16 protein-coding genes are annotated in these 21,675 nt (G+C 63.7%); 6 read left to right on the forward strand and 10 right to left on the reverse strand.

Features of this window, described 5'->3' with window-relative positions; translation table 11 throughout:
- Positions 1–21 precede the first annotated feature (21 nt).
- Positions 22–1,587, reverse strand: a complete 1,566-nt coding sequence (locus tag ACPFL9_RS16815) for an NCS1 family nucleobase:cation symporter-1 (protein ID WP_426003997.1) — start codon at positions 1,585–1,587, stop codon at positions 22–24.
- 303 nt (positions 1,588–1,890) lie between these two features.
- Between ACPFL9_RS16815 and aceE the strand changes: the two genes are divergently transcribed.
- Positions 1,891–4,662, forward strand: a complete 2,772-nt coding sequence (aceE, locus tag ACPFL9_RS16820; protein ID WP_426003998.1) for a pyruvate dehydrogenase (acetyl-transferring), homodimeric type — start codon at positions 1,891–1,893, stop codon at positions 4,660–4,662.
- 74 nt (positions 4,663–4,736) lie between these two features.
- Here the strand turns inward: aceE and ACPFL9_RS16825 are convergent, their stop codons facing one another.
- Positions 4,737–4,928, reverse strand: coding sequence for a YegP family protein (locus ACPFL9_RS16825; protein ID WP_426003999.1), 192 nt, complete (start codon positions 4,926–4,928; stop codon positions 4,737–4,739).
- 184 nt (positions 4,929–5,112) lie between these two features.
- Here ACPFL9_RS16825 and nboR point away from each other — a divergent pair, with 184 nt between their 5' ends.
- Together nboR and ACPFL9_RS16835 are read left to right on the forward strand one after the other, a co-directional pair.
- Entirely contained in the window at positions 5,113–5,724 is a 612-nt protein-coding gene (gene nboR, locus ACPFL9_RS16830; RefSeq protein ID WP_426004001.1) for a nicotine blue oxidoreductase, read from the forward strand.
- A 10-nt stretch (positions 5,725–5,734) separates the two neighbouring features.
- On the forward strand, positions 5,735–6,205 hold the full coding sequence (locus tag ACPFL9_RS16835) for a GNAT family N-acetyltransferase (RefSeq protein ID WP_426004002.1): 471 nt from the start codon (positions 5,735–5,737) through the stop codon (positions 6,203–6,205).
- An 81-nt stretch (positions 6,206–6,286) separates the two neighbouring features.
- Here ACPFL9_RS16835 and ACPFL9_RS16840 read toward each other — a convergent pair whose 3' ends face one another.
- The 5 genes from ACPFL9_RS16840 to ACPFL9_RS16860 all read right to left on the reverse strand — a co-directional run bounded on the left by ACPFL9_RS16840 (position 6,287) and on the right by ACPFL9_RS16860 (position 13,732).
- A complete protein-coding gene (locus ACPFL9_RS16840) occupies positions 6,287–9,148 on the reverse strand; it encodes a molybdopterin-dependent oxidoreductase (protein ID WP_426004003.1) in 2,862 nt (953 codons plus the stop codon).
- Positions 9,138–10,079: an FAD binding domain-containing protein gene (locus ACPFL9_RS16845; protein ID WP_426004004.1), complete on the reverse strand. Its 942-nt coding sequence runs from the start codon at positions 10,077–10,079 to the stop codon at positions 9,138–9,140. The genes ACPFL9_RS16840 and ACPFL9_RS16845 overlap by 11 nt, the downstream gene beginning before the upstream one ends.
- The gene (locus ACPFL9_RS16850; RefSeq protein WP_426004005.1) at positions 10,070–11,326 is read right to left on the reverse strand and encodes an XdhC family protein; all 1,257 of its coding nucleotides are present in this window, start codon (positions 11,324–11,326) and stop codon (positions 10,070–10,072) included. Before ACPFL9_RS16850 ends, ACPFL9_RS16845 begins: the two co-directional genes overlap by 10 nt.
- Before the next feature lie 333 nt (positions 11,327–11,659).
- Positions 11,660–13,231 (reverse strand): NCS2 family permease, encoded by a 1,572-nt coding sequence (locus tag ACPFL9_RS16855; protein WP_426004006.1) that lies wholly within the window; start codon positions 13,229–13,231, stop codon positions 11,660–11,662.
- A 6-nt stretch (positions 13,232–13,237) separates the two neighbouring features.
- Complete coding sequence (locus tag ACPFL9_RS16860) at positions 13,238–13,732, reverse strand: nucleoside deaminase (protein WP_426004007.1); 495 nt, start codon at positions 13,730–13,732, stop codon at positions 13,238–13,240.
- 422 nt (positions 13,733–14,154) lie between these two features.
- Here ACPFL9_RS16860 and ACPFL9_RS16865 point away from each other — a divergent pair, with 422 nt between their 5' ends.
- A complete protein-coding gene (locus ACPFL9_RS16865) occupies positions 14,155–15,495 on the forward strand; it encodes an 8-oxoguanine deaminase (RefSeq protein WP_426004008.1) in 1,341 nt (446 codons plus the stop codon).
- 126 nt (positions 15,496–15,621) lie between these two features.
- On the opposite strand, the gene ACPFL9_RS16870 is transcribed toward ACPFL9_RS16865, so the two are convergent.
- Both ACPFL9_RS16870 and ACPFL9_RS16875 read right to left on the reverse strand, forming a co-directional pair.
- Positions 15,622–17,049: a hypothetical protein gene (locus ACPFL9_RS16870; RefSeq protein WP_426004009.1), complete on the reverse strand. Its 1,428-nt coding sequence runs from the start codon at positions 17,047–17,049 to the stop codon at positions 15,622–15,624.
- A 504-nt stretch (positions 17,050–17,553) separates the two neighbouring features.
- Positions 17,554–17,730 (reverse strand): hypothetical protein, encoded by a 177-nt coding sequence (locus ACPFL9_RS16875; RefSeq protein ID WP_400268482.1) that lies wholly within the window; start codon positions 17,728–17,730, stop codon positions 17,554–17,556.
- A gap of 383 nt (positions 17,731–18,113) precedes the next feature.
- On the opposite strand from ACPFL9_RS16875, the gene pucL reads away from it, so the two are divergent.
- On the forward strand, positions 18,114–19,028 hold the full coding sequence (gene pucL, locus ACPFL9_RS16880) for a factor-independent urate hydroxylase (protein ID WP_426004011.1): 915 nt from the start codon (positions 18,114–18,116) through the stop codon (positions 19,026–19,028).
- 201 nt (positions 19,029–19,229) lie between these two features.
- A complete protein-coding gene (locus tag ACPFL9_RS16885) occupies positions 19,230–20,729 on the forward strand; it encodes a nucleobase:cation symporter-2 family protein (RefSeq protein WP_426004013.1) in 1,500 nt (499 codons plus the stop codon).
- Positions 20,730–20,908: 179 nt separating this feature from the next.
- Here ACPFL9_RS16885 and ACPFL9_RS16890 read toward each other — a convergent pair whose 3' ends face one another.
- Positions 20,909–21,664 carry an IclR family transcriptional regulator gene (locus tag ACPFL9_RS16890; protein ID WP_426004014.1) on the reverse strand — a complete coding sequence of 252 codons (756 nt, stop codon included), beginning with the start codon at positions 21,662–21,664 and terminating at the stop codon, positions 20,909–20,911.
- Positions 21,665–21,675: the final 11 nt, after the last annotated feature.

The following is a 21,675-nucleotide window of genomic DNA, read 5'->3' on the forward strand; positions in this document are numbered from 1 at the left end:
GCCATGCCTTACTGCAATGCTCTAGTGGGTGCTGGCAACCGCGATGGGTTCGCCGGAGACGTCGTCGAAGGCCTGCTTCTTGTCGGCTACTGCAAAGTACGTCAGGGCAGCGACGCCCGCCCCGATAAACCAAGCGAACGGGGCAGCGGCCGCAAGGCCGGGAATGAAGGCGATGGCGATCGCCAGTGCCGCGGCCGGGATCATCGCGATGATGGCCCTGGGGTTGACGCCGCGCTTGTAGAAGTACGCGCCCTTGGGATCTTCCGTGTAGAGCTCAGGAACGTTGACCTTGCCGCGGCGGACCAGCCAGTAGTCAGCCATGACCACACCGAAGAGCGGACCGAGCAAGGCACCCAGGCCGCCCAGGAAGTACACAATGACGATGGGGTTGTTGTAGAGGTTCCACGGCAGGATGACCAGGCCGATCGTGCCGCTGACCCATGCAGCCCGGCGGAAGTTCAGGTGCTTGGGGAGCAGGTTGGTCAGCGCATAGACGGGGGCCACGAAGTTGGCCATCAGGTTCACGGCGATGGTCAGGATCAGCAGTGCCAGGCAGGCAAGGACCAGCAGGAGGGTGTTGGGAATGCTCTGGACAATGTCCGAGGGGCTCTCGATGACCGTGCCGTTGATCTTGTACTGCCCGCCGGCCATGACCACCACGATGGCGCCGAACACGAGCATGTTGATGGGGATGCCCCAGAAGTTGCCGCGGACGATCGACTTCTTGGAGGTGGACGAGCGGGTGAAGTCGCAGAAGTTCAGGACGAACGTTCCGTAAATCGACACCCACAGGGCGCCGCCGGCGAAGATCGTCAGCCACATTTCCGTACCTTCAAGGCCCTTGATGCCCGACCACTGGATGGCGCCGCCGGCTTCGACGAAGACCCACACGGCAATGGCAGCCATGGTCACCAGGATCACGGGACCCGCGAAGGCCTCATATTTACGGATCATCTCCATGCCGAAGCTCACGATGACCAACTGGACAATCCAGAGGCCGACGAACGCAATCCAGCCAAGGGTGGACAGGCCCAGGATCGAGTTGCTGTCCAGGTCCTTCAGGCCCGGGGCCATGGCAACCAGCATGACCCTGAGGACCACGGATGCCAGGTAGGTCTGGATGCCGAACCAGGCAATGGCTACGGCGCCACGGACCAGGCTCGCGATTTGGGCACCACGGATGCCGAAGCTGATCCGGCTCATGACGGGGAACGGGACGCCGGTCTTCTGTCCCATGAACCCGGAGAAATTCAGAAGGGCGAAGAGCAGCACTGCTCCAATGCCCAGGGCTACCAGGATCTGCCAGCCGCCGAGCCCGAGGGAGAACAGACCAATCGCAAAGGCATAGTTACCCAGGCTGTGGACGTCGTTGGCCCAGAGGGTGAAAATGCTGTAGCTGGTCCACTTGCGGCCCTTGGCCTTGGTGGGAGCGAGGTCGATGTTGTAGAGGCTGGGGCTGATGGTACGGCCTGAGGCTTCGGAAGCGATGTCGCACAGGGCTGTGTTGCCTACCGCCACGGGAGTAGAGCCGTGGGATTCTGCGTCTTCCGGAGTCCCAGTGACGCCGACTGATGAAGTCGTCTGCATCGTGGATCTCCACTTCGCACTGTTTCCATATTATGAAAACAAGTTATTGAATAGTGAAAACACTTTATGACGTGGATCACTGAGCGTCAAGGGTTGCTTGGCTGGCGCCGGTGTAGGACGGGTCACAATTGGTTGCTTGGACCGAAGCCGGGGAGTTGACTGTATTGAACCCGCATTCCGTGTTGACGCTGCCTGATCGGCGTGCGTAATCTCGAATAGCAGAATTTTATTCTCACAATACGAAATTCCCTTGAGCGCCCCCACAGAGCAAGCGCCCAGACATTCAATGAAGAGAGGTTGGACGTGGCTGCAGGAGAAGAGACCTCACACATCCTTAGTGGGTTGACTGCCCAGTTGCCTGATCGTGATCCGGAAGAGACGGCGGAGTGGATTGAGTCCCTGGATGCGTTGATCGCGGAGCAGGGTACGGAGCGGGCGCAGTTCATTATGCGTTCGTTGTTGCAGCGTGCCGGTGCCCGGAGCGTGGGTGTTCCGATGGTGACGACCACTGATTATGTGAACACGATCCCGGTGGACCAGGAAGCTGAGTTCCCGGGGAACGAGGAGTTCGAGCGCCGGTACCGGGCGTATATGCGGTGGAACGCGGCGGTGATGGTTCATCGTGCGCAGCGGTCCGATATTGGGGTGGGCGGGCATATTTCCACCTACGCGGGCGCGGCGACGTTGTACGAGGTCGGGTTCAATCATTTCTTCCGTGGCAAGGACCATCCTTCGGGCGGGGACCAGGTGTTCTTCCAGGGCCACGCGTCTCCGGGCATGTACGCGCGGGCGTTCATGGAAGGGCGCCTGTCCGAGGAGGATTTGGACGGGTTCCGGCAGGAGAAGTCCCGGGAAGGCCATGCCCTCTCGTCCTATCCGCATCCGCGCCTGATGCCGGGGTTCTGGGAGTTCCCGACCGTGTCGATGGGTATCGGCCCGATGAACGCGATCTACCAGGCCCAGTCCAACCGGTACCTGCACCACCGCGGGATCAAGGACACCAGTGATCAGCAGGTCTGGGCGTTCCTCGGTGACGGGGAAATGGACGAGCCCGAGTCCCGTGGCCTGTTGCAGCTGGCCGCGAACGAGAACCTGGACAACCTGAACTTCGTGATCAACTGCAACCTCCAGCGCCTGGACGGGCCGGTGCGCGGCAACGGCAAGATCATGCAGGAACTCGAGGCGTTCTTCCGCGGCGCGGGCTGGAACGTGATCAAGGTCGTCTGGGGCCGGGAATGGGACTCGCTGCTCGAAGCGGACCAGGACGGGGCGTTGGTGAAAATCATGAACGAAACCCCCGATGGCGATTACCAGACCTACAAGGCCGAATCCGGCGGGTTCGTCCGGGAACACTTCTTCGGCAAGTCCCCGCAGACCAAGGACATGGTCGCGGACCTGAGCGATGAGCAGATCTGGAACCTCAAACGCGGCGGCCATGACTACCGCAAGGTCTACGCCGCGTACAAGGCAGCCACCGAGTTCAAGGGCAAACCCACCGTCATCCTGGCCAAAACCGTCAAGGGCTACGGCCTGGGCCCGCACTTCGAGGGCCGCAACGCCACCCACCAGATGAAAAAACTCACCATGGAAGACCTCAAAGCCTTCCGTGACCACCTGCGCATCCCCATCACGGACGAACAACTCGACGCGGACCTCTACCGGCCCCCGTACTACCACCCCGGCATGGACGCCCCGGAAATCCAGTACCTCATGGAACGCCGCGCCGCCCTGGGCGGGTTCGTACCCGAACGCCGCAGCACCCACACCCCCGTAACCCTGCCCGAGGCCAAGTCCTACGACGTCGCCAAACGCGGGTCCGGGAAACAACAAGCCGCGACCACCATGGCCTTCGTGCGTTTGCTCAAGGACCTCATGCGGGACAAGAACTTCGGCCACCGCCTCGTCCCGGTCGTCCCGGACGAATCCCGCACCTTCGGCATGGACGCGTTCTTCCCGACCGCGAAAATCTACAACCCCAAAGGCCAGAACTACCTCTCCGTGGACCGCGACCTCGTCCTGGCCTACAAAGAATCCCCCGCCGGGCAACTGATCCACCCCGGCATCAACGAAGCCGGAGCCGTCGCAGCGTTCACCGCCGCCGGAACCTCCTACGCCACCCACGGCGAACCCCTGGTCCCGATCTACGTGTTCTACTCCATGTTCGGCTTCCAACGCACCGGCGATTCCTTCTGGGCCGCAGCCGACCAAATGACCCGCGGCTTCATCATCGGCGCCACCGCAGGACGAACCACCCTCACCGGCGAAGGCCTCCAACACGCCGACGGACACTCACCCCTGCTCGCCTCCACCAACCCCGCCGTGCGCACCTACGACCCCGCCTACGGCTACGAAATCGGCCACATCATCCGCCACGGCCTCGAAACCATGTACGGCGACGCTGACGCGCAAGGAACAAGAACAGCGTCGGATAAGAACACAATGTTCTACCTCACCGTCTACAACGAACCCATCACCCAACCCGCCGAACCCGAAAACCTCGACATCAACGGGCTCCTCAAAGGCATCTACAAACTCGCCGACGCCCCCGAAGGCGACCCCAACCGGCCCACCGCGAACATCCTCGCCTCCGGCGTCTCCGTCCCCTGGGCCCTCGAAGCCCAACGGATCCTCGCCGAAGACTGGAACGTCGCCGCCACCATCTGGTCCGTGACCTCCTGGAACGAACTCCGACGCGACGGACTCGCCGCCGAAGAACACGCCTTCCTCAACCCCGGCCAACCAGCACCCACACCATTCATCACCGAACAACTCGCCGGCCACACCGGACCCGTCATCGCCGTCACCGACTACATGAAAGCCATCCCCGACCAAATCCGCCAATTCATCCCCAACGACTTCGCCACCCTCGGCGCCGACGGCTTCGGCTTCTCCGACACCCGCGCCGCCGCCCGCCGCTACTTCAAAAACGACACCCACTCCATCGTCACCAAAACCCTGCAGATGCTGGCGGCGAGGGGCGAGGTCGAGGAGGGCGCGCCGTCGTACGCGATTGACCGGTACAAGCTGCTGGACGTCAACGCAGGCACCACAGGTGGCGCCGGCGGCGACGCCTAGGAAACTGCACTAAAAAAGGTGGCGGCGGTGTTCATGAACACCGCCGCCACCCTTGCGTTAAGAGTGCAATGAATCTACGTCCCCAGGTTCCTCCGGTCCACCACGAACCCTGTGGCTGCGTTTTCCCGGACCGCGTTGATGCCGGCCACCACTGCCTTCAGGCTGGGAAACTGCGGTGATACGGCCACCACTGTTCCGTCATCGGCTGTCAGCCGGAACCGGAAAGTGTTGCTTCCCGCCCTGAGAATTTCGAAACTGCCCGCCATCTTCCCCTACCTCCACGCGTCATTGCATCAGAGCTGATTTGAACAATTCCCTACCGAGAATAATCGGCGTCGGTGGCCACTAACAGCCCTACCGAGGAGTAGTTTGAAACCGATATTGGTAGATGTCATGGAAAGCAACGCAGGAGCTACAGACCGGAAAGGGCCCCGCGCGTATGGTGAGGATATGACTGCATCCGGCACGGCGCCCACCACGGGCGTCCTGCTTGCCGCCGGCGCCGGGACACGATTGGGCCGCGGCCCCAAAGCCCTGCTCCCCTACCGGGGCCGGACCCTGGTGGAAGTCCTGGCCGACACCTTGTTCGACGGTGGCTGCCGCGAGGTGGTGGTGGTCCTCGGAGCCGAGGCTGACCGGGTGCGCAGTTCCACGGAACTCTCGCGGTACAGGGTGGTTGCGAACGATCACTGGGCCAAGGGGATGTCGGGTTCCTTCCGTCTGGGCATCGGAGCGGCGGAGCCGGGGAACAGCATCATGGTGGCGCTGGTGGACCAGCCCGGATTAACCCCGACGGCGGTCAGCAGGTTGCTGGGCAGCCACCGTCCCGGCCGGGTCACTGCAGCCGCCTATCCTGACGGGTTCGGCCACCTGAAGCGTCGGCACCCGGTGATTTTCGACGTCGGGCTCCGCGCCCAAGCGGCGGAAGCAGCGCACGGTGACACGGGCGCGCGCTCGTTCCTCAAAGCCCACCCGGGTTTGGTCGACCTGGTGGATTGCAGTGATCTCTGCTCCGGTGAAGACCTGGATACCAAGGACCAACTGCATCTGCTGGACGGGTAGATTTGACCGCATGATCCGTATCGACATTGACGATCCCGCGCGCCCTGATGTCCACGCACTCCTGAGTGAGCACCTGGCCGACATGTTCGCCACGTCCCCTGCGGAAAGCGTGCATGCCCTGGATCATTCCGCGTTGTCCCACGAATCGATCACGTTCTGGACCGCCCGCGAGGATGGAGTGCTCCTGGGCTGCGGAGCGCTGAAGGTGCTGGGCGTGCCCGGACAGGCGGAACTCAAGTCCATGCGGACTGCCGGGGAGGCACGCGGCCGGGGCGTGGCGACGCTGCTGTTGAAGCACATTCTGGCCGAGGCACGGAACCGGGGTTACCACCGGGTGGCCTTGGAAACGGGGACCGAGGAGTACTTCGCTCCGGCCCGCAGTCTGTATGCCAAGCACGGCTTCACCGAATGCGCTCCCTTCGCCGGTTACAGCCTGGATCCGAACAGCGTCTTCATGGAACTCCCCCTGGAACCCAACTAGGTCGCAGTTGTGCGCGTTTTGCCGGGTCAAAACGCGCACAAATGCGACCTAGTTGGGTGAGGGGTGGGGAACAGGGTGCGGCTAGTTCGGGATCAGGGTGCGGTCCCTTAACGCCAGGTAGATCTTGTCCCGCGCGATGGGGAGCTCGCCGAAGCGGACCCCCGTTGCGTTCCGGATCGCGTTGGCCAGGGCAGGTGCCACGGGGTTGAACGGACTCTCGCTCATGGACTTGGCTCCCAACGGGCCGGTGGAATCGTTGGTCGTAGCGAAGTAGACCTCGCTCCGGGGCACATCCGCGAAGGAAGGGATGTGGTACTGCCGCAGGATATCCGTGGTGACCCGGCCTTCCCCGTCCACCTTCACTTCCTCATACAACGTGGCACCCAAGGCCTGCGCAATGCCGCCCTCGATCTGACCACGGCATTGCCGGGGGTTGACCACAACACCTGCATCGGCAGCCTGCACGCTCTGCAGGATCCGCAACTCCCCCGTTCCGGTGTTCACGGCAACGCGGAACCCATGGACGTTGAACGCCACCGAGCGTGGCGTACCACCCCAGTTCCCGTCAGTGGCGAGACGGACGCCCTGCAGCGTACCGGCGTCGTAGATGTCCTTCAACGGCACCGTCCGGTCGCCGCACTCCACCGCTCCGTCCACCAGACGGCAATCCGCCAAGGGGACACCGGTCAGCGAAGCAGCGACCGTCTGGATGCGGGTAGCCAACTCCAGCGCAGCAGCGAGCGTCGCCTTGCCCGCCACCACTGTTCCGGCTGAGCCGAACGCGCCGGTATCGTGCTCCACGAGGTCCGTGTCGGACTGCCGCACCTGGATGTTGTAGGCGGTAGTGCTGAGAGCCGTGGCAGCCAGCTGCGCATGGACGGTGGTGGTGCCGTTCCCGAATTCCGCAGTTCCGACATCGACGGCGTACCGGCCGTCCGCTTCCAGGCTCACCCGGGTGTGGGCGAAGTGGCCACGCGGCGGGACGGTGTCGATCATGGACAGTGCCGCGCCTTCGCCGGTGACCCACTCCGGTCCGAGGTCATCCAGGCCCGCGGCACGGTACCGTTCCTTGCCCCGGTCCAAGGCGTCGCGAACCAAGGCCACGCACTGATCCAGGCCGTAGCTGCCGTAGTGGACGTCTTCCTCGGGTTCGGGCGTAGTGGAAAGCATGTGGTCACCGGGCCGGACCATGTTCTTGAGCCGGAACTCCAGCGGGTCCATGCCGATCCCGACAGCCAGCTCATCAATGGCCGATTCGATCGCAAAGATCATCTGGCTCAGGCCGTAGCCGCGGAAGGCGCCGGCAGGAACCGTGTTGGTATACACGGCGTGGGCATCCACCTTCTTGTTGGCGCATTTGTACACCGCCAGGGATTCGCCGCAGCCGTGGAACATCACACCTGGCGCGTGGTTGCCGTAAGCGCCGGTATTGGTGAGGACATCCAGTTGCAGGGCGGTCAGGTAGCCGTCGCGGTTGGCCCCTGCCTTGAGCTTGATCGTGAACGGGTGCCTGGTGGTGGTTGACGTGAACTGCTCCGTCCGGGTGAACTCCACTTGCACGGGCCGCTTCAACGCAAGGGCTGCCAACGCCACCAGGTCCTCGGTGAGCACTTCCTGCTTGCCACCAAAGCCACCACCGACCCGTCCGGCAACCACCCGGACGGACTCCTGCGGCAGGTTGAACAGGCGGACCAGGGTCCGCTTGACCAGGAAGGGAACCTGGGTGGAGGAACGGACCATCAGCCGTCCTTCCTCGTCCACCCACGCAATGGACGAGTGGGTTTCCATGGCAACGTGCTGCACGCGCTGGGTCTGGTAGGTGTGTTCGTGGACAAAATCGGCGGCGGCGAACCCGTCGGCAACACTACCCAGTTCCGCGTGCACTTCGGCCACCACATTGTCCATGGGCCGCGCAATCCGGGTGGAGACGGCGTCCTTTTCGCCGTGAATGGCCGGGGCGCCGGGGAGGATGGCGTCCCGCGGAGTGAAGACAGCTTCCAGGAGCTCATACTCCACCTCCAAGGCCCGCGCGCCGGCCTCCGCTGCGCCAACGGATTCGGCCACGACGGCGGCAACCCGCTGCCCGATGAACCTCACCACGTTGTCCAGCACCCTGGTGTCATCGGGATCGTCGGTGTACTGCTCGTGCTGGGCGGTGGAGAAGAGCTGCTGCGGGGCGTCCTCATGGGTGAACACCGCCACCACACCCGGAACTGCCAACGCTGCTGCCTTGTCGATGGACACGATCCGCGCGTGGGCGTGCGGGGAACGGAGGAGCTTCAGGTGCAGCAAGCCGGGAAGCTGTTCGGCCGGGACATCCAGGGTGTACCGGGCGGTGCCCGTGACCACAGCCTGGCCGGCGGGCGCGGGGACGTTGTCACCGAGCTGGCCGCTCTTGGCCTCAACGGCGGTCGGTGCCTGCGCCCCGGAAACGCCCGCTCCGGCGTCGGGCGTTCCGGCGTCGTGCGCCACGGAAACGCCCGCCCCGGCGTCGGGCCCGTGCGCGTGCGCGTGGCCGGAGTCCCCGCAGACCGCGTCCGCAATGGACCGGTAGCCGGTGCAGCGGCACAGGTTGCCTTTGAGGTTCCGCGGCAGGTTGGCGCGTTGTTCGTCGTCGAACGTGGCCGCGGTCATCATCATGCCGGCGGTGCAGAAGCCGCATTGGAAGCCCTGGGCTTCGAGGAACTGTTCCTGCACAGGGTGGAGGCCCTCGGCAGTGGCGAGGCCTTCGATGGTGGTGACTGCTTTGCCCTCGGCACGGACCGCCGGATAGATGCAGCTGTGGACCGGCGTGCCGTCGACGTGGACGGTGCAGGCTCCGCAGTCGCCGCCGTCGCAGCCCTTCTTGACGCCGAAGTTGCCCTGTTCCCGCAGGAAAGTGCGAAGGCACTGGCCAGGACGGGGTGCGGCCTGCGAAGCAGCGCCGTTGATCTCAATTGCCATGGGTGGCCTCCTTCTGGGGGTCGCCGGGGGTGCTGGAGGGTTGCGTGGACGGCTGGGGCGAGGTGTCGTGCGGCGGCCAGAAATCACCAGAGACCCGCATCCCCTCATCCAGCAGCTCTGCCCGGATTTCCTCCGCGAGCCGGAGGGTCATGTCCCGGCGCCACGCCCGAAGTCCGTGGATGTCATCGTGGTAGAGCGTCCAGGGAATGGAATCGTCGACGGCGGCAGCCAGTCCGGCGGCGTCAGGAACCTGATCGGCGGCGAACCTGAGTTGAACCGGTCGCTTGGTGGAGGCGGTCACCGTGATGACCAGGCCGAAGACGGGGTCCAGCCTGCCAATCAGCAGCACACCGGAGCGGCCGAGATTGCTCAAGGACAAGCGGCGGAAGGCCACGCGGGCTGAAAGGGCTTCGGCGGGAAGGTGGATGCTCCGCAGCAGTTCGCCGGGTGAGAGCACGTTGTCCATGTCGCCGGTGACAAAGTCGGCAACCGGCACCTCGCGGCTGCTGCCATCCGGACTGAGGATGGTGGCAATTCCGTCCAACCCCGCGCACAGCGAGATCATGGGTCCTGCCGGCAACGACGTGCAGATGTTGCCGCCCACGGTGGACATGTTCCAGATCTTGAAGGACGCCACAAAGGAATCGCAGCTGGGACGCACCAACGCCAGGGCAGGCCATTCCCGGTGCGCCGCTTCTGCAGAATCGGGGAGGTCGTAGAGCTCCGCCACAGTGCACGTGGCGGCGAGGTCGATCCCGCGGTCGGAGGCCGTGATGGCAGGCCACCCCGCGGCGCCCAGGTCAAGAAGGCGCTTCAGTACGGTGCTGCCGTAGGAGAACAGGACGGTCCCACCTGCCAGCCACGCATCCCCTTCGCGCCATTGCGACGGGTCGGTGGTAGGAACCACCGCCTCGATGGTGTTCATGTCCATGGGTCCTCCTGGAGGGAATGGGGTGCCGGACCGGCCGGCACAGCTTCTGCGGGCGATGCGTGGATCGGCCCGGACGTGTCTTTGAGTGAAGGAAATCCTGTACTGCCTGCGGTCCGGGTGCCCCGGCCTGCCACGATCTCCGCCGTGATGGATACCGCAACTTCCGCAGGGGTCACCGCTCCCAGATCAAGGCCGATCGGCGAGTGCAGTTGCTCCAGCATCCCCACCGGCATGCCCGTATCCAGCAGAGCCGTGATCCGTTGGCGATGGCTTCGGCGCGAGCCCATGGCACCGACGTAGGCCAGTTTGAGCCGGAGAGCCGTTTCCAGCAGCGGAATATCGAACTTAGGGTCGTGGGTCAGTACGCACACCACGGTGCGGGGGTCGATCCGTCCTGCGGCGGCTTCGGCTTCCAGGTACTGGTGCGGCCATTGCGTGACCACTTGGTCCGCCCCGGCGAAGCGCCCTTGTTGGGCAAAGGCGGGCCTGGCGTCGCAGAGCGTGACATCGTAGCCCAGGAGCTGCCCGGCAGGGAGCAGCGCGGCACCAAAATCATTGGCACCGAAAATGAGCATGCGCGCGGCCGGCAAACGGCTCTCGACGAACAGGGTGATGGGCTGCGGTTCAGGTTCCTCACGAGGATTTTCCCACCGGTCCAAGGTGACCCAACCATCGATGCAACCTTCCGGCGGCGCGAGCCTCACCAGTCCGGTGCGGCCACCCTGCAGCAGGGGCTCCACTTGGGCAGCTGCCGCGAAGAGCGTCGCGGGGTGGTCCCCCACCAGCTCGGCCAGTTCCTGCGACTCCATGGCACGGAACCGCACAGGATCATGGACGACGACGGCACCTCCTCCCGCGTCCAGCCGTCGGATCAGTGCCAAGGCAGTGGCGCCCTCCGGCTGGCTGGCCAGGAGCCCAAGTTCAGCCGGCCCGCCGAGCGGCTGGATGTGCACTTCGAGTTCCCCGCCACAGGTGAGCCCGGCCGCGAAAGCGTCCTCGGCACTGAAGCCGAACGACTCAAGGCGGGGGCCGCCGTCGCGCATTGCTTCCAGGGCCGCTTCAACCACGGCGCCTTCCACGCAGCCGCCTGAAAGGCTGCCCAGGATTTCGCCGGTTTCGGAGACCATCATGGAGGTCCCTGTGGGCCGCGGCACCGAACCGCCGGTCCCCACAATCGTGGCCACAGCGCATCGTTGGCCTGAGACCGCAGGCCGCCAGCTCCCCAGCGAAGGCAACAGATCCAGCATGGCAACACGTCCTTTTTCCAGGTGTCCCGGCCGGGGGCCCGGCCGGTGCAGCGCGCTGTCTTGCCTCATATTCTCATTCCGTGAAGCTGTTGAGGGGTAGTGCGCGCTGCGTAAGTTCGAGGGTTTATGAGGAGCAGGGCAGGGCTTCATCTCCCTGCCCTGCTCCCTGGAGCGTCCGCTCCAAGCGGAACCTTTGGGCTCCCCGCCGCCGCCCGCCGTCGTCCCCTCTGTCAGGGGACCACGACGGCGGACGCCTATTCGTGCGGTGGGGTCCCGTCAGGACCGCCGATCGGAGTGCCGGAGAACCCGCCGGCCCGGGTTGTGCGGCTCCGGCTAGATACCCATCAGGGCGTTGATCGGACCGCGGGCGAAGTAGATGATGAACCCCGCCGTGACCGCCCACATGAGCGGGTGGACCTTTTTGGCCTTGCCAGACGCCGCGTTGACCACGGCGAAGGAGATGAACCCGACGCCGATCCCGTTGGCGATGGAGTACGTCAGCGGCATGGTCACGATGGTCAGGAAGGCCGGGAGGGCGATCGCGAACTTGGTGAACTTGATCTCGCGGATCTGGGCCATCATCATCGCGCCGACCACGACCAAAGCCGCAGCTGCGACCTCGAGCGGGACCACGGAGGTCAGCGGGGTGAAGAACATCGATCCGAGGAACAGGGCACCGGTGACCACGGAGGCCAGGCCGGTGCGGGCGCCTTCGCCGATGCCTGCGGCCGAGTCGATATAAACAGTGTTGGACGAACCCGAGGTTGCGCCACCCACCACTGCGCCCATGCCTTCAACAATGAAAGCCGACTTGAGCTTGGGGAACGTACCGTCCTTGTGGGCCACGCCTGCACTCTTGGCCAGGCCGGTCATGGTGCCCATGGCGTCGAAGAAGTTGGTGAACACCAGGGTAAAGACCAGCATGGTGGCAGCGAGCCCGCCGATCCTGGCGAACGAACCGAAGAGATCGAACTGGCCCACCAGGCTCAGGTCCGGGACGGAAACCAGCTGGCCGGAAAGCACCGGGGTGTTGAGGTGCCAGCCACCGGGGTTGTCTGCGGAGCCGGGACCGATCCGGAACACGGCCTCGGCAACAGCGGCGAGGACGGTCGTAGCGACGATGCCGATGAGCAGGCCGCCCTGGATCCTGCGTGCCACGAGGATACCCATGACCAGCAATCCGACAATGAAAACGAGGGTGGGGATGGAGGTGATGGATCCACCATTGCCGAGCTGGACCGGAGGACCACCCGTGGTGGGGCGGACGAATCCGGAGTCGACGAAGCCAATAAAAGCGATGAACAGGCCGATGCCAACGGTAATGGCAGCCTTGAGTTCCTTGGGTACCGCCTTAAAGATCGCGGTCCGGGCACCCGTGGCGCCGAAGATGACGATCAGGATGCCGTTGATGACCACCAGGCCCATGGCCTCAGGCCAGGTGACTTCCTGGATCACGGCGACTGCCAGGAAGGAATTGATGCCCAGGCCAGCCGCGAGCCCGAAGGGAAGGTTGGCGACCAAACCGAAGACGATGGTCATGACGCCAGCGGTCAGGCCGGTGACGGCACCAACCTGTGCTGCGGAGAGCCATCCGCCGGCAACGTCCGTGGGGGCGTTGTCGGCCGAGAAGCCTCCGAGGATGAGCGGGTTGAGGATGACGATGTACGCCATGGTGAAGAACGTCACCAGGCCGCCGCGGAATTCGCGGGCCAAGGTGGAGCCGCGCTGGGTGATCTGGAAGAACTTGTCCAGGAAGTTCGGGGGCTTCTTGCCGTTGCCGGCCGCTCCTGCAGCGCGTTTCACGTTTGCAGCTGTGGGCTCTGCGCCTCCGTTGGGGAAGAGCGCAGCCTGCTTCTCAGCTGCTTTTTGCATTTCTGCGGTATCCAGGATTTCCATGTCAGCCACCGGGCCCTAGTAATCAATCCTGGAATCAAGCGTGTTCCACGTGGTGAACGGCTGGATGACCGGCGGGGCCTGGGGGTCGCCCAGTTCCAGCTTGGCTACCGGCATCAGGTCGTCCCGGTTGTCGTTCTCGAAGTATTCGTAGAAGACAGCATCGTCGAAGCCCACCGAGGCGGCGTCGTGGCGGTCCGCGGCGAAGAACACGCGGTCGATGCGGGCCCAGAGTGCGGACGCCAGGCACATGGGGCATGGTTCGCAGCTGGTGTAGAGGGTGGCACCGCTCAAATCGAAGGTTCCCAGTTCGCGGCAGGCGTTGCGGATGGCCGTGACTTCTGCGTGGGCGGTGGGATCGTTCGAGGCGGTAACGCGGTTGACGCCTTGGAAGGCTTGTCCGTCCGCGGTAACAACGACGGCGCCGAACGGCCCTCCGCTGTTGAGGACATTGGCCGTTGCCAGCTCAATGGAGGTGGCCAGGAATTGCTCGGCCGTGACGGTTGTACTCATGTTGCGACTTCCTTTAGTGCTTGGAAGCCGGGTGACCTGTTGGGGGCGCCGCAAAGAGGAGCTCCAGTTGCTTGGTTACCAGGCTTCAGCATGTGCGATGAAGGTTAAGTTGCGCCTGGTAGATAGCTTCCCGAGGTCCGGGTGCCCGCCTTTGGCAGTAAGAGCGTAGCACCACGTTTGTGAGCCGCGCCATAGTTTTTTGAAAGTTTAATTTCGTCATGCGAAATTACTTCTCCAGCGTGCCCCGTCGCCGCCTGATTCGCCAATGTGACCGGCGAGCCTTACTGCGGGCGTTGACTGCCGCCGTCGGGCCTTCTACGCTTTTCTGGACCGGCCCCTCTCTGGGCGGCCGGTTCCTGGATCAGCAGACAGGGCCGAACTGAGCTGGAACGCATACATGCCGACCAGACAAGGAACCCTCCATGCTTTGGATCAAAAACCCCCTGGGTATCTTCACCGCAAACGAACTCGACGCCCGCAACGGACTGGTAATTTCCGACGACGGCACGATCGTTGAACTCGTGCCTTCCGGCGGTCGACCTTCCGTGCCCTGCACCGAGTTCGACGCTTCGTCCCACGTGGTTCTGCCCGGTCTCATCAACACCCATCACCACTTCTACCAAACGCTCACCCGCGCCTGGGGACCAGTGGCGAATGTGCCCCTCTTCCCCTGGCTGCAGAACCTTTACCCCGTGTGGGCGCGGCTCACCCCACGAAGCCTGGAACTCGCCGTACAGGTTGCCCTGGCCGAACTCCTGCTGTCCGGCTGCACCACGGCCGCCGACCACCACTATCTGTTTCCGGACGGCATGGAAGACGCCATCGACATTGAAGTCGCCGCCGTCCGCGCCATGGGCATGCGGGCAACATTGACGCGCGGGTCCATGACGCTCGGAGAGGACGACGGCGGGCTGCCGCCCCGGACCACGGTCCAGTCACCCGAGGCGATTCTTGCGGACAGCGAACGGCTGATTCGCCAGTATCACGAGACAGGTCCGGGGGCTGTTGTGCAGATCGCGCTGGCTCCTTGTTCGCCCTTCTCGGTGACCAAGGAAATCATGGCCGAATCCGCGGTCATGGCAGAGCGATACGACGTCCGGCTCCACACCCACCTTGCCGAAACCATCGACGAGGAAGACTTCTGCCGTTCCATGTTCGGCCTCCGGACCGTGGACTACCTGGAATCAGTTGGCTGGCTCGGATCCCGGACCTGGCTGGGCCACGGCATCCACTTCAACGACGAGGAGATCGCCAGGCTGGGAGCCGCGCGCACCGCCGTCGCGCATTGCCCAACGTCCAACATGAGGCTGGCCTCCGGTACCGCACGCGTGCTGGAACTTGAGGATGCCGGCGTTCCTGTGGGCCTCGGCGTTGATGGCTCCGCGTCCAACGATGCGTCCAACATGATCCTCGAAGCACGCCAGGCCCTGTACCTGCAGCGGCTGCGTTACGGCGCTTCGGTTCCCGTATCCCGCGCACTGGGCTGGGCAACACGTGGGTCCGCTGCGGTTCTTGGGCGTTCCGACATTGGGCAGTTGGCTCCGGGCTTGCAGGCCGACCTGGCACTGTTCAAGCTCGATTCCCTGCGCTTCTCGGGAAGCCACGATCCCGTTGCTGCTTTGTTGCTGTGCGGCGCAGACCGGGCAGACCGGGTGATGGTCGGCGGTTCGTGGCGCGTGGTTGACGGTGAACTTCCCGATCTGGACGTTGCTCAGTTGATCGCCGAGCACTCTGCGGCGGCGCGGAAGCTCGTGGCGGGATAGGGTCCGGCACGCACGAAATCGCCGGAACGCGTCCCTTTCGTGGGGAACGTTCCGGCGATTTCGCATGCTTCCGGCGGTCTCGCTGCTTGCACTGTCGCGTCAATCTCCAGCGTCGACGCGGCTCTGCTAGATCGTGACCTTGTAGATGTGGTGCGTGTACTCGTTTGCGAAAGAGTCCGTGAACTTGCCGTTTTGGATGGGGATGGTGCGGTTCTCTCCCACCACCTCCACCTGGGTTCCCGTAATTCCAGCGGGGAGGGTAAACGTCTTGGAACCCGTGTTGCCATTGAGGCCGATGCCGGCAAACAGGTAGGCGCTGCCATCCTTGGCCTTCAACATGGTGTCGGTACCCGTGGCGCCGGCATTCCAGGCATAACTCTGCGTGTTCAACACCGGAGCCAGCGATTGGATTTTGGCCAGTGCGGCCTTGATGCTGGCCTTCCGGTCAGCAGGGATGTCAACCAGGCTGTAATTCCCGAACTGGGGATCGTTGTTGTGTTGAAAAATGGAAATTCCCCGTGCCTCGTGAATGATACCGGACCACATGGCGCCTTCCATCTGCTCGGGAGTGATGGTCCTGGCGTTGGACTCCGACAGATAAGGCCTGGCGGACTCAACGAAGATCCAGTTGGGGTGGACCCCTGGTGTTGCCTGGTAGGACCGGGCGCGGTCGATCTGCCAGCCATATGCTGCAGCCGTCATTGGATTGGCGCCTGCCGGCCAATGCGGCGACTGCCTGATGGCGTCACCAACAGGCGGGGATGTGTAGGCGTAGTTGTCAACGCTCGCGGCGTCCACAACGGCCAGGAAGTCGTCCATGGTTCCCGACGCCCACCATGTGCCAAGAATGCCTTTTGAGTAATTCGCGAACGTGAACCGTCCGTCGTTGTAGCTCCGGATCCTGTCCACCAGAGCCTGCATGCGTGCCAGGTTCTCTTCGGTATTGGCACCGCCGCAACCGAGTCCCATGTCGCACTCGTCGTACGTGGTCCAGCCGACCACGTTGGGGTCGTTTCCTACCTCCGCCCGCGTCCATTCCTGCCCGGCCATGACAAGCATGCCCGTGCTGGTGATGGTTGATATCGGCGATCCGTCATGTTCGGCATCCTGGAACACGTTCACGCCAATGTCCTTCAACGCTGCGGCGTGTCCGGGCTTACCGAAGAACACGGCAACGGGGAACAGATTCGGATCATTGAGCTGCGCCGCGCCGGGAAACTTGGCCCAATAGGCGGGTCCGCCGTCCCACGGAATCCGGGCCAGGTTGGCGAGGCTACCCGGGCCCGGAGGCGTGGTGGGCGTTGGTGTCGGCGTCGTGGTTGGTGACGCTGTCGGCGTCGGCTCCTCGCTGGCCGTCGGACTGGGGCTGGCGGTCGACGTAGCTGTCGGTTCGGGTGTGCCGGTTGGAGATCCCGTCGAATCCGTGGGGGTCGACGTCGGTTCCGCCGTCGACGTTGCACTCGGGCTCTCTGTAGGCGGCGGCGTACCGGGATCCGTGCAACCCGAAAGGGCCACAACGATCACCGCCCCCAGCGTGACGAAGGTGCGTTTCATGACTTTGTATTCCTTTGGGGAAGCAGCCTGAATGATGCTGCTGCGGCGCCAGACCCCCAGCTCCGGCTCTTTCTGTCACCTGCCAGGCAGGGATTATCAGCCGGGCATCAGTGTCCCGGCACAGCTCGATGACGAGCACCAGCCATTGCTCGGCCTGCTGCAGTGCGACGCGTACGGACATTTGTCCGCATGCCATCGAGCCAGCAAGTGCGGCCCAAACAAGGGGGCCACGACGACCTTCAAGACCCACAGGGTGGCCGTTTGCCCAGCTTACGTGATCCGCGCCACACCCCGCGCGAATGTGACGCGACGCAAATCCGGCCTGCTCGCCGCCCTGCACTCGCGCGAAAAAGCTGGAAGATGCCCATTTCGCGCGGAAGGTTACGGCGTCTTGGCAGCCTTCCCGCGACTTCGAGCGCCGGGCACAGCAAAGCGGGCGGCACCTCCCCAGGTGCCGCCCGCCTCGTTGGCTCTGTTGCGCAGAGTCCGCGCCCCTGTTGCAGGTCAGGGGCGCTGCCGGCCGAAGACAGGGAGTGCGCGCAGCCAGCGGGAGAACCCGGTGGCCTTGCGGTCGCAGTCGGCCGGAATGTAAAAGTCGGGATCTGTCGCACCAAAGGGCAGGTACAGCTCCTGGCCCGGTGCCGGGAATTCCACGACGTTGTTCGTATCCTTCGAGTCCATCTGTTCCTCCTCTTTCATGCGCTCGTTTGCCAATTCAAGAGTTCCGTAATTCGGAAACTTTTTATTGATATGTGGAAAGTCTAGGAGAACGGGAAAGCGGGCGTCAAGACCCCCTTCGAGGGTGACTGAGTTGCCCCGGTCACATTCGGATAGTTCATAACGATCACCCCGAACCCGTATACACATGCCGAATTCGTAAGCTACTCTCGAATGAGTTCGTGGCGTAGGTCACGTAACCTGAGAGCAGCAGGCAGGGTCGTAATGAGCTGGCATCCATGGATGCCGGCTCTTTTTTGTTGGGGTCGGCTCCACCGGAAACGCAGTGGAAACACTCGCTTAATTTCATTGATGGAACGTAGGTTCCACCTCACAGAAGTTGGGATATGACCATGAGCAACAACATCGTCCTCGGCGAAAACCAGTACGGCAAAGCAGAAGTCCGCGTCGTCAAGGTCACCCGGGATACCGACCGCCACCAGATCGAAGACCTGAACGTCACCTCGCAGCTCCGGGGCGATTTCGAGGCAGCCCACCTCCAGGGCGACAACGGCCACGTGGTAGCCACCGACACCCAGAAGAACACCGTCTACGCGTTCGCCCGTGAAGGCGTCGGCTCTCCTGAGGCCTTCCTGCTGCGCCTCGCGGACCACTTCACCGGGGAGTTCTCCTGGGTTACCGGTGGCCGCTGGGAAGCTGAGTCCTACGCCTGGGAACGCATCCAGGCACACGGCCAGGGACACGACCACAGCTTCGTCCGCAACGGACAAGAGGTGCGTACCGCCGTCGTCGTCCGCGATGGCGCAACCACCCACATCGTCTCCGGCCTCAAGGACCTGACCGTCCTGAAGACCACGCAGTCCGGCTTCGTCGGCTACCCGCGCGACAAGTACACCACCCTGCCGGAAACCACGGACCGCATCCTGGCTACGGATGTCTCCGCCCGCTGGCGCTACAACACCAACCTGGACGCAGCAGCCACGGACTTCAACAAGAGCTACGAGGACATCAAGGCCCTCCTCCTCGAGGGCTTCACGGAGAACTACTCGCACGCACTGCAGCAGACCCTCTTCGACATGGGCAAGAAGGTCCTTGAGGCACACAGCGAAGTCACTGAGATCAAGTTCTCCATGCCCAACAAGCACCACTTCCTGGTTGATCTTGGCCCGTTCGGCCTGGACAACCCCAACGAGGTCTTCTACGCCGCCGACCGCCCGTACGGCCTCATTGAAGCAACCGTCCAGCGCGACAACACCACGGCCGCGCCGCTTGCCTGGATGGGCATCGCCGGCTTCTGCTAAGCACCACCGGGCTTAAGCCGCGCTACCAAAGCCGCGCGCCAAGCCACCGGGTTTGTGTGCAGGTTCCGCCCAAGGACACCCCAGGGCCGCCCCGCAACAGCGGGACCTGCACACAAACCCGACCCCAAAAACTACACACTTTTGTTAGCCAGACACAGTTAGCCAGACGAAGACGTCTGCCATGAACCCAGAAAGTCTGCCATGAACACCAAGAAGAAGTCCCGCCCCGCCAATCAGGGCGTGCAGAAACCACAGCGTCCCGAGGACCAACGGCTCTCGATCGGAAGCACGTTCGCCTACGGCTTCCAGCACGTTCTCACCATGTACGGCGGCATCATCGCTCCACCCCTGATCATCGGCGCAGCCGCGGGCATGTCGTCCCAGGACATCGGGCTCCTGATCGCCGCGTGCCTTTTCGTCGGCGGCCTCGCCACCATCCTGCAGACCGTGGGCATCCGGTTCTTCGGTTCCCAGCTTCCCCTGGTCCAGGGCGTGTCCTTCGCCGGCGTGTCCACCATGGTGGCGATCGTGCAGGGCGGAGGCGGAATCCAGGCGGTGTTCGGCTCAGTGATCGTGGCCTCGCTGATCGGCCTGGCCATCACTCCCCTGTTCTCCAAGATCATCAAATTCTTCCCGCCGGTGGTGACGGGCACTGTCATCACCACCATTGGCCTGACGTTGATGCCCGTGGCCGCCAACTGGGCCATGGGTGGCAACGCCAAGGCTGAGAACTACGGCAGCATGGCCAACATCGGACTCGCAGCCGCAACCATGGGTGTCGTGCTGCTCCTGAGCAAGGTGGGCAACGCAGCCATCTCCCGGCTGTCCATCCTGCTGGCCATGGTGATCGGTACCATCATCGCTTTCGTCGCGGGCATGACGGACTTCTCCAAGGTTGGCCAGGGCGACATCGTTGCCTTCCCCACCCCGTTCGCTTTCGGTGCACCGACGTTTGAAATCGCCGCCATCATCTCCATGCTGATCGTCATCCTGGTGACACTGACAGAAACCTCCGCGGACATCATCGCTGTGGGCGAGATCGTGGACACCAAGGTGGACTCCCGCCGCATCGGTGACGGCCTCCGCGCAGACATGCTTTCCAGCGCCATCTCCCCGCTGTTCAACTCCTTCACGCAGAGCGCCTTTGCGCAGAACGTTGGACTCGTGGCCATCACCGGCATCAAGAGCCGCTTCGTGGTCAGCGCCGGCGGCGTGATCCTGGTGGTCCTGGGCCTCCTGCCGATCCTCGGCCGCGTGGTCGCAGCGGTTCCGACGCCCGTCCTGGGTGGTGCCGGCGTCGTACTTTTCGGCACGGTTGCCGCCAGCGGCATCCGCACCCTCGCCAAGGTCGAATACAAGAACAACATGAACCTGATCATCGTGGCTGCCTCGATCGGCTTCGGCATGATCCCGATCGCGGCACCCAAGTTCTACGACCAGTTCCCCTCCTGGTTCTCCACGATCTTCCACTCGGGCATCAGCTCGGCGGCGGTCATGGCGATCATCCTGAACATCATCTTCAACCACTTCAAGGCCGGGAATTCGGACAACCAGTCGGTGTTTGTCGCCGGCACGGAGCGTGTGGTCACGTCCGAGGACATCAAGTGCCTGGAGCACGGTGACCGCTTTGAGAACGGCAAGTTGATCGACGCCGACGGTAACGAGGTCCCGCTCAAGAGCACCTCGGCGTCCGAGCACTGACTCACGGCGACCAAGCAAGACGGCAGTGTTTCCTTGGGGGCACTGCCGTCTTTCGCCGGCTTAAGGGACCGGTCAGCATGCGCCAAAAAGCCCCGTCGAGTTGGCACTTAATGACAATGTTTGCGGTAAACACTGTCATTAAGTGCCATCTCGGCGGGGCTGGCGGTGGAGGGCGTGGATCAGTTCTGGTTGAGCTCGGCGGAGATCGCCTGGGCCGCTTCGCGGAGGAGGGGTACGGCCCGGTCTCCGAAGCTGCTGTCCACACGAGTGATCGGCCCGGAAACCGAGATTGCCGTGGGTGTAGGGGCGTTGGGCACGGCCATGGCAAAGCAGCGGACGCCAAGCTCCTGCTCTTCTTCGTCGATGGAGTAGCCGCGTTCCCGGATCACCTTGAGGTCAGCGAGCAGGGAGTCGATGTCGCCGATGCTCTTGGCCGTGGGGGTGGGCATGCCGGTACGGGCCACGATGCCGCGGACCTGCTCGTCGTCGAGCTGGGCCAGGATGGCCTTTCCTACGCCGGTGTCGTGCGTATGGGCGCGGCGGCCCACCTCCGTGAACATGCGCATGGAGTGCATGGACGGGACCTGGGCCACGTAGATGACCATGTCGGAGTCGAGTACGGCCATGTTGGACGTCTCGCCGAGCCGTTCCACGAGGGTCTTCAGCTGCGGGCGCGCCACGGCACCAAGTTGCTTGCTGGCGCCTTCCCCGAGCCGGATGAGCCGGGGGCCCAAGGCGTAGCGGCGGTTGGGCAACTGGCGGATGTAGCCGAGCGCCACGAGGGTCCGCAGCAGACGGTGGATGGTGGGCAGGGGCAGGTCCGTAGAGGATGACAGTTCACTCAGCGTGACGTCTCCGCCTGCTTCCGTGATCAGTTCCAACAGCTCAAAGACGCGCTCAACGGACTGCACGCCTCCGGAGGCTTTTTCAGCCATGTCCTTGTCTC

Origin of the sequence: Paenarthrobacter sp. NyZ202 (assembly GCF_049860755.1) — a bacterium.
Lineage (GTDB): Bacteria > Actinomycetota > Actinomycetes > Actinomycetales > Micrococcaceae > Arthrobacter.